Here is a 17,366-nt window from a genome sequence, read left to right on the forward strand (position 1 = left end):
GTCCTCTTGTTCTCTACGCCGTCAAGGAAGGGGTCTGGCCGGCCTTGGAGGTCGCGCCGCGGTACCAGTACTCGAGGGTCAGCACATGCCACAGATGCTTGGAGAAGTCCCGCTGCCCGGAGGCGTCCTCGGCGACGAGCCGCTGAAGCGCGTCGCGGCGCAGGATCCCGGAACGGACGAGCTCGCCGTCGTCGACCACCTCGCGTACCAGCGGTGCCAGATCCCGGCTCATCCAGGCTCGCAGCGGGGCGCTGAACAGGCCCTTGGGCCGGTACACGATCTCCCGGGGCAGGATCGACGTGGCCGCCTCCTTGAGGACGGCCTTGCCCTGCCGCCCGACGATCTTGCGGTCGCCGGGGAAGGCGAACGCCGCCTTCACCACCTCGACGTCCACGTACGGCACCCGCACCTCGGTCGACGCGGCCATGCTGGAGCGGTCCGTGTACGCGAGGTTCAGGCCCGGCAGGAACATCCGCGAGTCGCCCAGGCACATGCGGTTGACGAAGTCGTCGAGGTCGTTGTCCTGGTAGGTGTCCGCGTGCTCGGTCAGCACGTCGTCGACCGTCGGGGCCAGGTCCGGGTCGATCAGGGCGAGCAGTTCGTCCCGGTCGTACATGGTGTAGCTGCGCCGGAACGCGGTCTCCTCCGGCAGATCGGCGAAGGAGAGGAACCGCTTCGCGAAGCGCACCGACCGGTACCCCCGGCGGGCCGTCGCGACCGGCAGCCGGTCCACCGCCGCGGACACCCCGCGCCGCAGGGGCCGCGGGACGCGCTGGTAGCGCAGCGCGATCAGGTTGGCCAGGTGCTTGCGGTACCCGGCGAACAGCTCGTCGGCGCCCATCCCCGACAGCATCACCTTGACCCCGGCCTCCCGGGCGGCCGAGCAGATCAGGAAGGTGTTGATGGCGGCGGGGTCGCCGATCGGCTCGTCCAGGTGGTACGTCATCCGCGGCAGCAGGTCGAGCACGTCCGGGGCGATCTCGATCTCGTGCAGGTCGACACCGAACCGCTCGGCCACCTGCCGGGCGTAGCGCAGGTCGTCCGGCATCGCCTCGAACCGGGCGTCCTCGGCGCGGAACCCGATCGTGTAGGCGGAGATCCCCGGCTGGTGGCGGGCGGCCAGCGCGGTCAGGTAGCTGGAGTCGAGACCGCCGGAGAGGAAGGTCGCCACGGGTACGTCGGAGAGCAGGTGCCGCCGGGTCGACTCCTCGACGATCGCGGCCAGGTCCGGCCGCTCGCCGGCCAGGGCCCGCTCCCGCCCCTCGGCGGCGACGTCCCTCAGGTTCCAGAACCTGCCGCGCTCCACCCGGCCGTCGGGCCGGCACCGCAGCCAGCTCCCCGGCGGCAGCTTCTCCGCCTCGCGGAACGCGCACCGCGAGTCCGGCACCCAGTAGTACAGCAGCGAGGCCACAAGGGCCGCGTGGTCCACTTCCAACGTCTGGCCGGTCACGGCGGCGAGCGCCTTGAGCTCGGAGGCGAACACCAGACCCGCGCCGCGCCGCAGCAGGAACAGCGGCTTGATGCCCAACTGGTCGCGGGCCAGCACTAGTTCACCGGTCCGCTCGTCGAAGATCCCGAACGCGAACATGCCGCGCAGCCGGGGCAGGCAGTCCGTGCCCCAGCGCCGCCAGGCCTCGAGCACCACCTCGGTGTCGGAGGTGCCGCGGAAGCGCACCCCGGCGGCCGTCAGCTCCGTACGCAGTTCGGGCGCGTTGTAGAGCTCGCCGTTGTACGTCAGGACGAGGCCGTCCGAGACCATCGGCTGGGCGCCGGTCTCCGACAGGTCGACGATGGCCAGCCGGCGGTGCCCGAGGTGCACTTCGCCGTCACCGACGGGATGGCTGTACCGGCCGGCCCCGTCCGGGCCGCGATGGGCGAGGACATCGGTGAGCCGGTCGGCCACGGCCTTCCCGTCCGGCCACCGGTACGTACCTGCGATGCCACACATGTCCTACCGCGCCTCCTGGTCGCTGTCCGGGACCCGCGCCGCCGGCATCGGCAGCCGTTCCGTCCCCCGCCGGCCCTCTCCCACTGCCTGGACGGCGTGGGAGGTGCCCCCGCCGTTTCGCCGGGCCGGCCGCTCGCCGCGGTCGCGCGGCGCGGTGTGCGGCCCGTCCCACAGCGTGCCGTCGGTCCGGTCACGCGGATCGGGGTCGATCAGCACCACGCCGATCACCGTGATGCGCTGGTCCGCGAGCTGCCGCGCCACGGTGTGCAGCCACGCGGCGCTGCCGTGCCCGGCGCGCACGACGAGCACGGTCCGGGTGCCGAGGTACCGGAGGTCGGTCCACGCGGTGCCGGGCGCCACCGAGCCGACGCCGACCCGGCGCTCGTCGGGCGGTACGGCCGCGGCGTCCGCGCCGCCGACCACGGTGGGGGCTCCCGGCTCCGGGCGGCGCTTGGCGAGCTGCGGGCCGGGCAGACCGTCGACGACGACCACCGGACCCTCCGCCCCCAGTTCCCCGGCGAGGTCCAGGGCGATCGTGCTCGCACCGCGCGCACAGCCCAGTTCCAGCAGCGACACCGGTTCCGCGGAGCCCCGTAAGGTACGGGCCAGGGAGACCGTGAGCCGTTCCCGTGCCGCCCGGATCCGTCGGCGCCGCCACGGCCCGGCCGGCCGGCGGGGCAGCTCCGCGATGACGGAGGCGCCCAGGTTCGCCGCGATCTCCCGGCGCAGCACGGGACGGTCCGCCACCACCGCGCCGACGGCGGCCAGCGCGAGGCCGAGCGCGAGCCCGAGGACGAGCCCGATCCCGGCGTCGGTGACGGCGGTCCTGGGCAGGGAGTGGTCCACCGCGCGCGCGGCGTCCACGATCTGCGTGCCCGCGACGAGCCGGGGCGTGCCCAGCCGCGCCTCCTCGGCGCGCTGGTCGAAGTCGGTGATCCGCGAGGTGAGTTCGGCCCGGCGGGCGAAGAGCGACTCGAGGTTCGCCGACGCCTCCGGGTCGCTCTGCGGCGGTTCCTCCCCGATCTCCTCGTTGACCCGGGCGAGTTCGTCCCGCATGTCGTCGCGCCGGCCGAGCAGGGCCTTGGACTCGGCGTTCGCGGCTTCCTTGATCCGCTTCACGTGGTCCGCGACGAACGCCTCGGCCAGCGCGTCGGCACGGGCCACCGCTTCCGCGTCGCTGTCACCCGTCACGGTGATCTGCAGCAGGTTGTTGGTCAGGCCGGTGCCCCGGTAGTCCCGCATGAAGTCCTCCGGGCGTTCCGGGGAACCGAGGGACCGCAGGGCCTCGCCGGCGATCCGCGTGGTCCCCAGCAGTGCGGCATCGGTGCGGATCAGCGTTCCGGGGTCGTTCGGCTGGTCCGCCTCGTGCGCGACCAGCACCGTGGTCACCGCGGTCGGCGGCGCCGGCAGCAGGACCGCCACCGCCGCGCCGGCCAGCAGTCCCAGCAGCGCCATGGAACACCACAGGCGGCGCCGCCTGCGCACCGCGACCACCAGCGCCTGCAGGTCCAGCAGCGGAGCGGCCGACGACTCCGCGTTCGTACGCGTCGTCACCTCGCACCTCCCGTCGCGTCGTCGCCGGCCGCGAGCGCCGGTGCGGCGGCGTCCCGGGGGCGGCCGGCGGACCGTGTCGTACGGGCCCGCACCGGGCCGGCGACGACGACGCCGACGATCTCGTGCCCCGCGTCCGCACACGCCTCGGCGATGCCGGTGAGCTCCGCCGCGGTCCAGTCGCCCGCGCTGAGCACGACCAGGGCACCGGACTCGTCGCCGCGGTCCGGCACCATCGGCCGGGACACCGGAACCTCCGTCACCCGCAGCAGCGGATCGCCCTCGGCCTCGTCGGCGAGCCGCCCGGCCGCCCGCCGGGCGACCTCGTCGCCGTCCGGGACGACGACCAGCAACCGCCGCCCGGAGCGCGGCAGCCTCTCCCGGAGACGGGCGCACACCCGCCGGTAGCGGATCTGCCGGCCGGCCTCGTCGCCGGACGTCTGCGGGGCCGGTACGTCCCACCGGACGTCGACACCGAGGAACCGGCGGATCCGGGCCCGCAGGCCGCGGCCTTCCGGCGGGTGCGCGGGCCGCTCGGCGGGGACGTCGACGGTACCGAGTGGCGCCGCGCCCAGCGCCGCGACGATCTCCGGTTCGGTGCGCAGCCGGCGGCTCATCCGCGCGGCGGCGAGATGGCCGACGACCGCGAGCAGGAAGAACAGCAGCGCCCCGCCGGCGACGAGCTGTATCCGCGTCGGCGGTGTCTCACCGTCCGGCCGGGCCGCCGGCCCCATGACGACCATGCTCGCCTCGCCCGCGGCCGGGTCGGCCCGCTCCAGCTCGGTGACGGCCTCCTGCAGCGCGGTGCGCAGCTTCGCGAGCTCGGTGCGGGTCTGCACGCTCTCCACGGTCCGGCCGGGATCGGCCGCGTCGGCCAGCTCGGTGATGCGGCGGCTGGTCCGCACCACCAGCTTCCGCAGCTCCTCCGGCCGCGCCGCCGCCTCGGAGCCGGTGTCGTCGCCCGCGATCCGCGCGGCGAAGGCGACGAACTGCTGGGCCACCTGGTCGGAGAGCCGCTGCGCGCGCTCCGGGGTGTCGGCCGTGCCCGAGATCTTGATGATGTTCCCGTCGGCGGCCGCGGCGCTCACCCGCTCCCGCAGCTCGCCGCCGTCGACCCCGGCCCAGTCGAGCGTGTCGGCCGCCCGGTCGGCCACCACCGAACTGGTCGCGATCTCCGTCTGGGTCAGCAGCTCGCGCTCCTCCCACGCCCCCGGCAGCAGGACCGACGCCGACGTCGTGTAACGCGGCGGGAACAGCAGGGAGGCGCCGTAGCCGACGAGCGCGCCCAGCACGGCGAGGACGGCGAGGAGCCGCCACCGCCGATGGATCATCCGCCCGACCGTGGCCAGGCGTATCGTGTCATCGCTCAACGACGAGGCCTCTTCCCTGCCCGGCCCCGGGTGCCCGCCGGCACCGGAGCCCGGTCACGGCAGGCAGCGGTGTAGGCGGCGAGCAGCGCCGCCTGCGAGTTCCGCCAGGAGAGCTCCCCGCCGATCCGCTCCTGGCCGGTTCTGCCCATCCGGGCCCGCAGTTCCGGGTCGTCCAGCAGCAGCGCGATGGACCTCGCGAACTCGGACTCGTCGTTCGCGGGCGCGTAGACGGCGGCGTCACCGGCGGAGACCCGCGCCTCCTTCAGGTCGAACGAGACGATCGGCCGGCCCATCGCCATGTACTCCAGGACCTTGTTCATCGTCGACACGTCGTTGAGCGGATTGCGCGGGTCGGGGGAGAGGCACACGTCCGCGGTGGACAGGTAGCGCACCAGGTCGGCGTCCGGGATGCGCCCGGTGAACCGCACCTGTTCGTCGAGCCCGAGCGTCCGGGACAGCTCCACCATCGCGTCGAAGGCGTCACCGGAGCCGACGAACACCGCGTGCCAGTCGGTCCGTCCGACCTCGTCACGCAGCTTCGCCAGGGCCCGCAAGGCGTAGTCGACGCCGTCCTGCGGGCCCATGACGCCGAGGTAGCACAGCAGATGGGGCTTGCCGCGCTTCAACTCCGGTTCGGGCGGCACCGGTCGGAACCGGTCGGTCTGGGGCGCGCTGCGCACCACGAAGACGTCCGCCGGCCGCCGGCCGCCACGCCGCACCGCGACGTCCCGGTAGCTCTCGTTCGTGGCGAGCACGATGTCCGCGGCCCGGTAGGTCATCCGTTCCAGCGCGCACACACCGCGGTAGAGCAGGTCCTTGCCGCGGCCGAACCGGGAGAGGTACAGCTCGGGCACCAGGTCGTGCTGGTCGAAGACGAACCGCGCGCCGCGCCGCTTCAGCCACAGGGCCGGCAGGAACAGCAGGTCCGGCGGGTTGCAGGCGTGGACCACGTGGACCGGGCCGACCTTCCGGGCCAGCCGGACCGTGTGCCACAGCGCCGAGCCGTACTCCCGCAGATAGCCGGCCGGCCCTCCGGTGGCCGCGCGCAACGGGTAGCGGTGGATCCGCACCCCGTCGATCACCGCCTCGGGTTCCGTGTCCCGTTTGCTCCCCCGGGGGCAGATGACGTGCACCGTCCAGCCCGCGTCGCGCAGTGTCGTGCACTCCTGCCACACCCGCCGGTCGAACGGCACCGACAGGTTCTCCACCAGGATCAGCGCGCGCCGGCCGTGCCCGTCGCCGCCGGCTGTGTCGTCGAACGACGTGTCACCAAGCAAGGCCCATGTACCCCGGTTCGGTCCGGCGCGTCTCGGCGTCGGGAAGGCGGACGAGATCGACGATCACCGGACCGTCGCCGTGGGGCAGCGCCGACAGCACGGCCGGGTCCTTGGTCCCGACCAGGCACACCTCGGCGTGTTCGAGCACCTCGTCGACGGAGTCCGCGAGCAGTTGCGCGAGGTGCGGCAGCCGGGTCTCGACGTACTCGCGGTTCGCGCCGAGCAGCCGGGAGAGGCTCACGTTGGCGTCGTGGATCCTCAGGTCGTACCCCTTGCCGAAGAGCCGCTCCGCCAGCTCGACGAGCGGGCTCTCGCGGAGGTCGTCGGTGCCGGGTTTGAAGGACAGCCCGAACAGTCCCACCCGGCGCTTGCCGGTGCGCTCCACCAGCTCCACCGCGCGCTGCAGATGGTCGGCGTTGGAGGGCAGTACGTGGGAGAGGATGGGCACCGAGACGTCGGCCCGCTGCGCCGCGTGGACCAGGCTGCGCAGGTCCTTGGGCAGGCAGGAGCCGCCGAAGGCGAAGCCGGGCCGCAGGTAGGCGGGGCTGATGTTCAGCTTGCGGTCGGCGAGGAACACGTCCATCACCTGGTGCGAGTCCACCCCGAGCGCCTGGCACACCGCGCCCAGCTCGTTCGCGAAGCCGATCTTGAGGCCGTGGAACGCGTTGTCCGCGTACTTGATCGCCTCGGCCGTCGGGACCGGCACCCGGAACACCTCGCCGGGCAGGCCGTCGTACAGCGCGAGGACCGCGTCGCCGCTCGCCGGGTCGAGCTCGCCGATGACGGTCTTGGGCGGGTCGAAGAAGTCCCGCACGCTGGTGCCCTCGCGCAGGAACTCCGGGTTGACCGCGACCCCGACGTCCACCCCGGCCGTGCCGCCGACGTGCTTCTCCAGGATCGGCACCAGCAGGTTCAGGCAGGTGCCCGGGAGCATGGTGCTGCGGAACACGACGGTGTGCCGCCCGCCCCGCTCGGCCAGCGCGGCGCCGATCTGCTCGGTGACCCGCTCCAAGTAGGTGGTGCACAGGCTGCCGTTGGGCTCCGACGGCGTGCCCACGCAGATCAGCGATATCTCGCTGTCCATGATCGCCTCGCGGACGTCGCCGGTGGCGCGTAACGCCCCGCTCTCCACGACCTCGGCGACGAGCTCGCCGATCCGCTCCTCGACCACCGGGGCCTTGCCGTCGTTGACCAGGTCGACCTTCACCTGGTTGACGTCCACCCCGATGACCTCGTGGCCCATGTCGGCCAGGCACGCGGCCGACACACAGCCCACGTAGCCGAGCCCGAAAACGCTGACTCTCACGTTCCGTTCCTCCCCCTGGGCAGGCCCTCGCGGCCTGCGGTCCGCGCGCCGTCCGTACGACGACGCCGCCCCCCGCGCATCAGTAGGCCCCCTGCCCGTAGAGCACCGCACGCAGCGTCTTCCACAAGATCACCGTGTCCAGGGCGAGCGACCAGTCCTCCACGTACCGCAGGTCCAGCCGGACCGCCTCCTCCCACGACAGGTCGCTGCGTCCGCTGATCTGCCACAGGCCGGTGAGGCCGGGCTTGACCAGCAGCCGCCGCCGGATGTCCGGGCCGTAGGCGGCGGACTCCTCCGGTAACGGAGGCCGCGGCCCGACGAGCGACATCGATCCGGTGAGTACGTTGAACAGCTGTGGTAGTTCGTCGATCGAGTACCGGCGCAGCACCGCTCCCACCCGGGTCACCCGCGGATCCCGGTGGAGCTTGAACAGCGGGCCGGCGCCCTCGTTCAGGTCGGCCAGCCCGGCACGGGCCCGGTCGGCGCCGGCGACCATGGTGCGGAACTTGAGAATGGTGAACTCGTGGCCGTCCTTGCCGACCCTGCGCTGGCGGTAGAACGCCCCGCCCCGGCTGGTCGTCAGCACGAGCAGTGCGACGCCCACCATCAGCGGCGCGAACAGCAGCAGCAGGATCGTCGCGCCCAGCCGGTCGACGACCCCTTTGACCGCCCGGCGGCCCCCGGTGAAGGTCGGCATGCTGACCCGCAGCAGCGGGATCCCGAGCACCGCGTCGATGTGCAGCCGCGGGCCGGCCACCTCCATCAGCACGGGGGCGACGACCATCTCGGCGTCGCTGCCCTCGAGGTTCCAGGCCAGCCGCTGCAGCCGGTGCGGTGACCAGTGCGGGTCCGGGGTGACCGCGACGACCCGGTAGCCGTCGCGGCGGACGTGGTCGGCGACGTCCGTCAGCCGGCCGACGACCGGCACTCCGTCCACCCGGTCGCCGTCGGGTCCGAGACCGTCCGTCGTGCACACCGCGTCCACCCGCCAGCCGAGGTGCGGGAACCTCCGGGTCCGGGTGATCAGGTCGTGCACGGTGGCCGGGCTCCCGGCGGCGAGCACCGGTCTCAGGCACCGGCCCTCCTTCCGCTCCCTGTGCAGCCACAGGCGCAGCAGATACCGCGCGATCATGGCGACGACCGCGATCGCGGGGATCGCCACGAAGATCCAGAGTTTGATGTTGCGCGAGGTGAGGGCTATTCCGCCGAGCGCCAGGACGACGGTCGCCATGAACAGCGAGCGTCCGAGCCGGCGGAACTCCTCGGCGCCCTGGCCGAGCACGGACGGGGACCACGCCCGGCCCACCGCGAGCGCCCCCAGCACCAGCAGCCAGGTGCCGAAGGCGAGAATCCCCCATTTCTCATGCCAGTTGGCCGCGTCCCGGACCCCGAAGAAGTTGCCGATCGCCGCCACCACGAAGGCGGTGGTCACGGTGTCGCCGGTGATCACGGTAAGGCGGTACCGCTGCTCCCAGTCGGTCGTGGGTCTGCTGATCGCCCCGTTCGCCGGACGCTCGTGCGCCGACGGAAACGGGCCGACTAATTCCCCCTGCCGCACAGAACCCCCCAGGTCCCCAGTGGTTCGACGTGTTCCCCTGACACCGTTTCTCCACCCGGGAGGCCCCCGCCCCCCGCGCCGTTCCTCCCCCACGGGAGGCCCCCGCCTCCCGCGCATGCCGTACCGGCTCTCTCGGAACCGGCTGAACAACCCACCCCGGCACCCCGGGTACTCCCCGCACCTAGGGTTCATCGATCGTCACCGTGTGTTCGAACGGCTGAAGCAAGGTCAATCTAGACCATCGGGGCCGATATGTAGAGGGGATGTGTGTGATTCGTGCGCAAGCTTTGAGACGGAACCGATCCGCCGGTGGCCGCCCGCGGGCGCAGGGCGCGCGTGACCTGCCGATCACCGCGATCCGCCCGGAAAACCGGGCGCGTGCCCCGGATGGACCCGCCCGCATGGTCCGATCGTCCCGTGGTGAGGCGAGCCCCGGGATGTGGCGGCGCGAGGCGGGCACCGTGGTGCGCAGGGTCGTGGCGCTCCCGGAGCGGGAGAGGGCCCCTTTCGTCATCGCCGCCGGGTTCCGGATCCCCCGCGTCCCCACGGAGTGGGCGCCGCACTCGCATCCCTCGCGCGAACTCGTCCGGGTGCGCGGGGGCACGCCGACCTCCCGGGTGGCGGACCGCGTCTTCACCGTGTCCGAGGGGTACGGGCTGTGGATGCCCGCCGGAGTGGTCGGGCGTGGCGGTGGGCTTCGCCCTCGGCTGCGCCGGCGCGCTGCTCCAGTCCGTCACCCACACATGGCCGAGATCCGGGACGCACTCGGCCGACGGGAGCACGTGCTGCTCCTGGTCTCGCTCGCCCGGATGCAGGGCTTCGAGGTGCCGCACTGGGTGCTCTGCCACGCCGTCGCACCCGGCGCCGTCGTGATCGAGGACCCGTGGGCCGACGCGGCCGAGGGGGACACCTGGGTCGACGCCCATCTGCTGCCCGTCCCCGACCCGTCGCTCGACGCGATGCCGGTCCTCTCGGCGGACGGCTTCCGCGGTGCCGTGACCATCGGCCGCCCGCGCCCGTGGTGCCCCGGCTATCCGCGGCGGCCGGAGGCGAGTGGGTCGCCGGCCTTCCGGACGGCCTCGGCGATCCAGGCCATGGCCTCGGGCACGTCGTAGTTGCCGGCGTGCGGCTGGTTCCAGGCGAGCCGGTAGTCGAGGTTCCCGACCTGCTGGTCGGCGGCGAGCGCCCGGTCGAGGTTGACCGACACGGTGAACGAGGTGTCCCGGTCGCGGGTGCCGTGGCGGACGTACCAGTTCGGCGCGGTGTCGGCGCGGGTGCCGACGAAGTCCATGGGGTTGATCAGGTGGACCTGGTCGTCGACGGTGGTGCTCTTCCGGCTCGTGTACTGGTCCCAGGTCAGCCCGGTGTCGTCGAGGCCGCTGCCGTCGCCGGCGACGTCGTTGTGGTTCCAGCCGTACTCGGTGTAGTTCAGGTACTTCTGGGACGGAGGGCCGAAGAGGTCGGTCTCGGTGCCGCTGGTGGTGTTCCCGTCGACGCCCACCGCGTCGAAGGCCGGGGTCGTCTTCAGCGTGGCCTGGGTGGCGACGAAGGCGAGGTACTTCGCCATGTCGACGGAGCGCACCGTGCGGGTGGCGGTGTCGACGTCGATCCAGTCGTTGACGTACGACGTGGTGGTACCCCTCGACGTGATCTCGAAGGTGCCGCCCAGCGGCGGGATCGTGTGGGCGGGGTCCGCCTCCAGGTAGGTCTCCGCGGAGCGGACGACCTCCTTCTCGATGGTGTCGAGCATGGTCGCGGCGGTGAGCCGGGAGCCGTCGGGGTTGCGCAGCCCGAGGCTCTTCTCGTACGCCGGGAACCGGGCCGCCATCTCGGCGGCGCCCTCGGGGGAGGGGTTCGAGCCGGTGGTGTCGCGGGTGGCGAGGACGTCGTACAGCCACTCGTAGGCCGCGTCGGCGTTGCCGAGGTCGGTGATCGGGCAGTACGCGGTGACGGCGAAGACGTCGTCGCGCAGGGTGCTGCGGCCCTTCGCGTCGATGCCGGCGGCGCCGATCGCGGCGAGGTGGGGGTCGTACTCCCCGCTGTTGCCGGAAGCCCCCAGGATCGACGCCAGCGCGCCACCGCCGCTGGTGCCGTTGACGACGATCCGCTCCGCGCTGCCGGGCATCGCGGTGTCGTTGAGGCGCAGGTAGCGCACGGCGGCCTTGGCGTCGACCGCCGCGGCCGGGGCCTTGCCGGGGGCCGTACCGTCGGCGCCCACCAGGCCCCGGCTGCGGTTCGCCACGTCGACGAAGACGTACCCTGCCTTCAGGGCGGCGCCGACGTTGCTGGTCGAGCTGTTGTAAGCGGTGCCGTTGGTGACGCTCGCCCTTATGTAACTGGCTTTCCAGCCACTGTTGTTGACGGCGAAGTAGACCGGGGCGCGCTGGTCGCCGAAGGCGCTCTCGGGCACGAACACGTTCATGCTCTGGTAGCCGCAGGCGGTGTTGGTGATGGTGGTGGTGCCGCCACCGGGCCCGCCGGGCTGCTGGGCCGCCGCCGCGACCGGGTCGGCGACGTAGCAGATCTCCTTGTACCAGCGCACATTCATCGGCCGGCCGTCCACCGTCACGGTGATCGTCGTGTAGGCGGTGGAGTCGAAGGCGAGCGCGGCGTCCTGGGGGTCCGCGGCATGGCCGCGGCTCCCCGAAGGAGCGGCCGTCGCGACGGAGGCCGGCACCGCGAGGGCCGTGAGAACGAGGGAACCCGCGATCGCCATGCTTCTCAGGAGGCGTTCGCGGGTCGCCGGGCGTCCTGCCCGCACGCGCGTCGGGTGGGCGAGCGCGTCGCGTCCGCGGGACGTGGTCAACCGCTGCATGGGTCTCCCCTCATCGAGCACCAAGTGCTTCGCCGATGCCTCGGGGTCAAGGCGTGACGCACGCTACAAGATTGTTGACAATATGCCCAGCAATCTCGCGGACATTTCCTCCGGAGCTCTCGGCCCGCGAGTCACTGGCCGCCGATCTCCCGGCGGCAACCCGACCGCTGTCCCCGGCGCGGTGTATGGGTGCGGGGGCTCGTTTCGGGTTCATGCCGGTGGCCACCCCCAACCGGGCGGTAGGTGTGCGGAGTTGCCGGTCGGGTTGTGAAGATTGGATGGATGAGGACACTCCGGTCGTGGGAGGTAACGGTTCCGATTCGGAATGGCCGTCCGGCGTCGGGAACGAAGATCCGGAACGCTCTCGTTCATAGGATCTCCCTGTGCTTGTCCAGCACTTGAGACAACTGGCGTGACTCTTCCATGCACGCATCACGTGTGAACACATCTCGCGTGTCCCGTTGCGGGTCCCGCCGGAGGGGAAATCTGTGTTTGCTCTTCATTCCGCGTCCGCCATGACCGGGCGGCGCACCACCGGGCGACGTATCGCCGCAGGGGCGGCCACGGCCGGACTGCTCACCATGGGCCTCCTCGTCGGCGCGGGCAGCGCCGCCGCCGACGAGGACGACGTCCATCACCAAGGGGGTGCGGTCGCCACTCTCGACGGGCTGAAGACGTACGACTCGGCCCGCCTGGACCTCGGCGACGGCAAGACCAAGAACATTTCCGCCGGCCTGTTCGAGATGAACGTCGAGGGCAGCGGCCGGCTGCAGACGTACTGCATCGACATCCACAACCCGACCCAGAACAAGGCGAAGTACCTGGAGACCCCCTGGGCCGGGACCTCGCTCGGCGCCAACGGGAACGCCGGAAAGATCCTCTGGATCCTCCAGAACTCGTACCCGCAGGTCGACGACCTGACGGCGCTGTCCCAGAAGTCGGGTACCGAGGGGCTGACGGCCAAGACCGCCGCGGCCGGCACCCAGGTGGCCATCTGGCGCTTCTCGGACGGGGCGAAGGTCGAGGCCCGCGACGCGCAGGCGGAGAAGCTCGCCGACTGGCTCGAGGCCCAGGCGCAGAACCTCCAGGAGCCGAAGACCTCCCTCACGCTGGAGCCCAACGCGGTCTCCGGCAAGGCCGGCGGCAGGCTCGGCCCGGTGACCGTGCGCACCGACGCCGGTCAGGTCTCCGTCGCCGCCTCCGCAGACGCCGCCGGCGCCGGCGTCAAGGTGACCGACAAGGACGGCAAGGCCCTCACGTCCGCCGGCGACGGCACCGAGCTGTACTTCGACGTGCCCGAGGGCACGGCCGACGGTTCGGCCTCGCTGACGGCCAGTGCGACCACCGAGATCCCGGTCGGCCGCGCGTTCGCGAGCCCCACCAAGAGCCAGACGCAGATCCTCGCCGGCTCCAGCGAGTCCACGGTCACGGCCGACGCGACCGCGAACTGGGCCACCAAGGGCGCCATCCCCTCGGTCACGGCGGAGAAGAACTGCGCCAAGGGCGGCGTCGACGTCACGGCGAGCAACGAGGGTGACACCCCGTTCACCTTCGAACTCGCGGGCACCGAGCACACGATCGAGGCGGGCGGCAGCAAGACGGTGACCGTCCCGGTCGACGAGGACGCGGCGTACGACTTCACCATCGAGGGCCCGAACGGCTTCTCGGAGCGTTTCCAGGGCGTCCTGGACTGCAAGACCCAGGGCACCCCGGGCACGGAGACGCCGGGCACCGACGGTGACACCCCGTCCTCGGCCCCCAGCCCGGCCGGCGGCTCCGCCGACGACACGACCGGCGGCGAGGGCGACCTCGCGAACACCGGTGGCTCCAGCGCGACTCCGGTGATCGCGGGCATCGCGGTGGCCCTCGTGGTCGCGGGCGGCGCGGCGATGTTCGTCCTGCGCAAGAAGAAGGCGGCCACCGGGGAGTGACCGGCCGCTGACCCGACGGACGGGCCCGGCACACGCGTCGCGTGTGCCGGGCCCGTCCGTCATGGAGGCCCAGAGCCTGGGCATCCAACAAACGCGGAGGAAGAACTCAGGAGCCCGCGCCGGCCGCCACCAGGGGGCGCCGTCGGCGGCCGACCGCATGGCTTCGTGCGCTCTCCGAAAGGAGACGGGACAGTTCGCGTACAGGTCCCGTCCCGACCGGACCCGACCACTCCACGCCACTGGACGGTGCGGGCACAGGGCACAGGGCACAGGGCACAGGCGTTGCGCGGTGCGTCGCCAGAGGTACGACGTGATCACCGCGACCGAGACGAGTTCACCGGCGGTGGAGCGGCCGTGCCGGCGGTCCCGAGGGGACTTTCGTCCCACGCCGATCTCCACGGCAAGTTCAGTGGTGAACTTGTAGTCGGCCATTGACGACGGAGGCGTGCCGGACCCGCCAAGGCGCACAGGCCGTCCTCGTGTACAGCGGCCGGCCGAACAGTGGCAGGCGACGCCGACGTCGCTCTGTCCGGCAAAGCAGTTCATGGCGGAGTACTCGCTTCTGGGGCAACCCTGGCACACTCCTGCGGTGGCGCCGCTCAACAGCGGTACTACCGCGCCCAGCAAAGAAACCCACTCGTCGTTGGATCGGGAGCCACCGCTCATGGTCTCGTTCTCGCAGGACACGCGACTCGTCCAGACTGCCGTGATCGGTCACAAGAACTCCGAGCAACCGATCATCCTCCCCATGGACCCCGACGATCTCGCCGTCCACCGTCGCCGACACCCCCGCTACAGCTACTGGTGCGGCATCCACCTCGGCGGCTGCGGGCGCCGGCTCGCTGACCGGCTCTGTCGCGACGGCCGCGTCTGTCACTTCGCCCACCACCCCGACCCCGACGGCTCCCGCCCCGTCTGCCTCCGTACGCACAACGGAGAGGACAGCGCCGACCACCTCTTCATCAAGCAGGGCGTCACCCGCTGGCTCGACAAGCAGCAACTGCCCGGCCGCGCTCAGCTCCGCAACCTGGGCAGCGGGCCCGGCGATGCCCTGGACATCCACGTGCCCGGCACCCGCCAGCGCATCCGCTTCCACCTGTCCCGTGGACTCGACTTCCAGGCCTGGCAGAAGGCCGACGAAGAACTCGGCGAGGACGTCGACACCGTCGACTGGATCTTCACCCACGACGGTCCCCTCACACGCGAGATGCTGGGCCGTCACGGCTACAGCCTGCGCGTGCGCTGCGAGACCGACGGCGCCGAGCGGCGAGTCCACATCGGCACGGAAGGCACGGACCGCCGTATCGACTGGGCCCCGTTGGAGGACTGCACCCTCACTCCCGGCGGTCTACTGACACCCGCGGTCGAAACCATCCGGCTCAGCCGCCCCAAGCCCAAGCCGGCGGGCTTCCTCCTCGTCGGTGGGCCGACGTTCGCCGTGTCGTCCCAGGAGCCGGTAACCGGCGCCCCGGACCACCTCTCCCAAGACGGCCGTTACTGCGTCCTCGCCGATGTGAAGCCGTCCGAGAGCCGCATCGTCAAGGCCTTGCTCTCACTGCCCGACGACGTACCGTCTCCCGCCCCCGGCAACGTCTTCCGCTTCACGGGCCCGGTACGTCTGATCGTCACAGAGCCGGACACGAAGACGGGCGCACAATGGGCGCTTCAGGGGGACAAGTTCATACGTCTCGACGCACACGAGGCTCAGCGAACCGGGCTGTGGTCGCCTCCACCTGCGGTGGTGGAGGTGCCCAAGCCGTCCGAGGCGCTTGCTGTACCGGCGCCGGAACCCACCGCGCCGGCGCCGGAACCCACCGCGCCGGCCCCGGAACCCGTCACCCCAGCGCCGCTCGTCGCGGCGACAGAGCTTCGGGATGCGGCGACCCGGGTCCGCGAAGCGCTTCTGCTGGACGCGGGCCGTAACGCGACGACCACCTGGGAGAGGCTGGTGCGGGCAGCCGGGCTCGACCTCGACCGGCTGTCCACCGCCGACCGCATTGAGCTGCTGGTGAAGGCCGACCTGATGCCGGGCAGAGGGCACCCGTATCTGTCGGTCCTCGTCCGGCAGCCCGGCGGCGGACCGTTGCCGTATCTCCCCGAGGTCCTGGAGGAACTCGGTCTCGGCCGGGCCGAGCACGGCGAGGCGCTCAGGCGATGGTGCGCTCAGGAGAGGATCCGCGCCTTCGCGTGGTACGGATCTCCGCCGCGCGAGGTACCTCCCCGTCTGCCCTTCCCAGCAGTGGCCGCGAAAGTCCGCAAGGCCACCGGCGCGGCCACGGTTGCCCACGTCCGCGCGCTTCTGATCCACGCGAAGCAGGTCCTTCTCGAGGTGGAGGGGGCGAAGGGACGAGGCCTGCGCCGCATTGTCGCTCAGGCGGAGGAGTGGGAGCGCAAGGTGAGATCGGGCGGCAGCCGAGAAGGGCGCGTGAACGGGGCACCGGACAGCCGGCCGGCCCAGTACTACGCCGACGCGCTGATCCGGCACATCGCCTGGGCGAAGGAGCGCAGCGGGAAGGGATGACGTCGCCCCCTTCCTCCGCCTACTGGTCAGCCGCGAACCCGACGAACGCAGCCCACTGCTCCGCGCCCACGCTGATCGAGGGCAGGGCGCGGTTCTTGGAGTCCCGGACGTGCACGGTCGCGGAGGCAGTAGCAACCTCGACGCAGTCTCCGCCGCTGGTTCCGCTGTAGCTGCTTTTCAACCAGCTCATACGGCTGGGCGCGTGGCCTGCCTGATCTGTAGTCATAGCTCCTCTGCCACCTGCTTGATGAGGTCTGCCGAGGCCTCTGTGTCGAGAGCCTGCGACCGCAGCATGCCATAGCGCAGCCAGAACTCGCTGACCTGTTGCCGTTCTGAGAGGACGCTGACGACGTCCTGGGACTCGATGTACACGACCTGACGGCGGTCTTGGGTCTCCAGCAACACCATAGGGCCGTTCAACCCGCTGTGGGCACCGCGACTGGTCGGCATGACTTGGATCTCTACATTGCGGAAGTCGGCCAGTGCCAGCAGGTGTTCGTACTGCTCCGCCATGGTTCCCTCGTCGCCCACAAGTCGGCGCAGAGCGGTTTCTTCGATGATGAACACCAGCATCAGAGACGTGGTTGTTCTGTGCAGTAACGCCTGGCGTGCCAGCCGGGCATCTGTGAGCCGTTCGATGGAATCGTCGCTCAGCGGTGGGTAGTGCGCACGGAACAGAGCACGTCCATAGCGTTCGGTCTGGAGCAGTCCTGGCACGAGCAGAGCATCGTAGGAGAACCGGCTGAGAGCTTCGGCCTCCAACAGCGCGAAGTCCTGGAAGAAAGCGGGTAGTTTTGCCCGCTCCACCTCGCTCTGGAGTGCCGCCAGCACCCCACCCGCCCCCAACACCCTCTCCGCCGCCTCCGTGAACGCCGCCTTCGCCGGGCGGCGGCCCTGCTCGATGGACGCGACCTGCTCGTACGAGTACTGCACGGCATCGGCCAGCGCCTGCTGCGTGAGCCCCGCCTTGTCCCGGAAGAGCCTGACCAGTTTGCCGTAACCGGTCCAGATCGCCGGCTTGTCGTTGTTGTTGTTGCACGGCTTCTTCTGCTGGCGGGCTGCCATCGACACCACATCCCCACATCCGCG

General features: G+C 71.5%; 11 protein-coding genes and 2 pseudogenes. 4 read left to right on the forward strand and 9 right to left on the reverse strand.

What is annotated here, in order from left to right; all coding sequences use genetic code 11:
* Nucleotides 1-13 precede the first annotated feature (13 nt).
* From asnB to ACIA6T_RS08270, 6 genes are all read right to left on the reverse strand, one after another.
* Nucleotides 14-1,948 carry an asparagine synthase (glutamine-hydrolyzing) gene (gene asnB, locus ACIA6T_RS08245; RefSeq protein ID WP_399445752.1) on the reverse strand — a complete coding sequence of 645 codons (1,935 nt, stop codon included), beginning with the start codon at nucleotides 1,946-1,948 and terminating at the stop codon, nucleotides 14-16.
* A 3-nt stretch (nucleotides 1,949-1,951) separates the two neighbouring features.
* Nucleotides 1,952-3,502, reverse strand: coding sequence for a Wzz/FepE/Etk N-terminal domain-containing protein (locus ACIA6T_RS08250; RefSeq protein ID WP_399445753.1), 1,551 nt, complete (start codon nucleotides 3,500-3,502; stop codon nucleotides 1,952-1,954).
* Nucleotides 3,499-4,869, reverse strand: a complete 1,371-nt coding sequence (locus tag ACIA6T_RS08255; protein WP_399445754.1) for a polysaccharide biosynthesis protein — start codon at nucleotides 4,867-4,869, stop codon at nucleotides 3,499-3,501. Before ACIA6T_RS08255 ends, ACIA6T_RS08250 begins: the two co-directional genes overlap by 4 nt.
* Nucleotides 4,866-6,146: a glycosyltransferase family 4 protein gene (locus ACIA6T_RS08260; protein WP_399445755.1), complete on the reverse strand. Its 1,281-nt coding sequence runs from the start codon at nucleotides 6,144-6,146 to the stop codon at nucleotides 4,866-4,868. The genes ACIA6T_RS08255 and ACIA6T_RS08260 overlap by 4 nt, the downstream gene beginning before the upstream one ends.
* Nucleotides 6,136-7,452, reverse strand: a complete 1,317-nt coding sequence (locus ACIA6T_RS08265; protein ID WP_399445756.1) for a nucleotide sugar dehydrogenase — start codon at nucleotides 7,450-7,452, stop codon at nucleotides 6,136-6,138. The genes ACIA6T_RS08260 and ACIA6T_RS08265 overlap by 11 nt, the downstream gene beginning before the upstream one ends.
* Before the next feature lie 79 nt (nucleotides 7,453-7,531).
* Nucleotides 7,532-9,010, reverse strand: a complete 1,479-nt coding sequence (locus ACIA6T_RS08270) for a sugar transferase (RefSeq protein WP_399445757.1) — start codon at nucleotides 9,008-9,010, stop codon at nucleotides 7,532-7,534.
* A 437-nt stretch (nucleotides 9,011-9,447) separates the two neighbouring features.
* Here ACIA6T_RS08270 and ACIA6T_RS08275 point away from each other — a divergent pair.
* Both ACIA6T_RS08275 and ACIA6T_RS08280 read left to right on the forward strand, forming a co-directional pair.
* Nucleotides 9,448-9,699 (forward strand): annotated as a pseudogene (locus ACIA6T_RS08275) (AraC family transcriptional regulator); the annotation flags it as partial.
* Nucleotides 9,700-9,762: 63 nt separating this feature from the next.
* Nucleotides 9,763-10,023 (forward strand): annotated as a pseudogene (locus ACIA6T_RS08280) (peptidase C39 family protein); the annotation flags it as partial.
* Between the two features lie 17 nt (nucleotides 10,024-10,040).
* Here the strand turns inward: ACIA6T_RS08280 and ACIA6T_RS08285 are convergent.
* Nucleotides 10,041-11,825, reverse strand: a complete 1,785-nt coding sequence (locus ACIA6T_RS08285) for a subtype B tannase (RefSeq protein WP_399445758.1) — start codon at nucleotides 11,823-11,825, stop codon at nucleotides 10,041-10,043.
* Between the two features lie 515 nt (nucleotides 11,826-12,340).
* Here ACIA6T_RS08285 and ACIA6T_RS08290 point away from each other — a divergent pair.
* The gene (locus ACIA6T_RS08290; RefSeq protein WP_399445759.1) at nucleotides 12,341-13,756 is read left to right on the forward strand and encodes a Cys-Gln thioester bond-forming surface protein; all 1,416 of its coding nucleotides are present in this window, start codon (nucleotides 12,341-12,343) and stop codon (nucleotides 13,754-13,756) included.
* Between the two features lie 445 nt (nucleotides 13,757-14,201).
* Nucleotides 14,202-16,277 carry a hypothetical protein gene (locus ACIA6T_RS08295; protein ID WP_399445760.1) on the forward strand — a complete coding sequence of 692 codons (2,076 nt, stop codon included), beginning with the start codon at nucleotides 14,202-14,204 and terminating at the stop codon, nucleotides 16,275-16,277.
* A 19-nt stretch (nucleotides 16,278-16,296) separates the two neighbouring features.
* Here the strand turns inward: ACIA6T_RS08295 and ACIA6T_RS08300 are convergent, their stop codons facing one another.
* Together ACIA6T_RS08300 and ACIA6T_RS08305 are read right to left on the reverse strand one after the other, a co-directional pair.
* Nucleotides 16,297-16,503, reverse strand: coding sequence for a DUF397 domain-containing protein (locus tag ACIA6T_RS08300; RefSeq protein WP_399445761.1), 207 nt, complete (start codon nucleotides 16,501-16,503; stop codon nucleotides 16,297-16,299).
* Complete coding sequence (locus ACIA6T_RS08305; RefSeq protein WP_399445762.1) at nucleotides 16,500-17,342, reverse strand: Scr1 family TA system antitoxin-like transcriptional regulator; 843 nt, start codon at nucleotides 17,340-17,342, stop codon at nucleotides 16,500-16,502. Before ACIA6T_RS08305 ends, ACIA6T_RS08300 begins: the two co-directional genes overlap by 4 nt.
* Nucleotides 17,343-17,366: the final 24 nt, after the last annotated feature.

The organism is Streptomyces sp. NPDC051740 (assembly GCF_044453165.1).
Taxonomy (GTDB): domain Bacteria; phylum Actinomycetota; class Actinomycetes; order Streptomycetales; family Streptomycetaceae; genus Streptomyces; species Streptomyces atrovirens.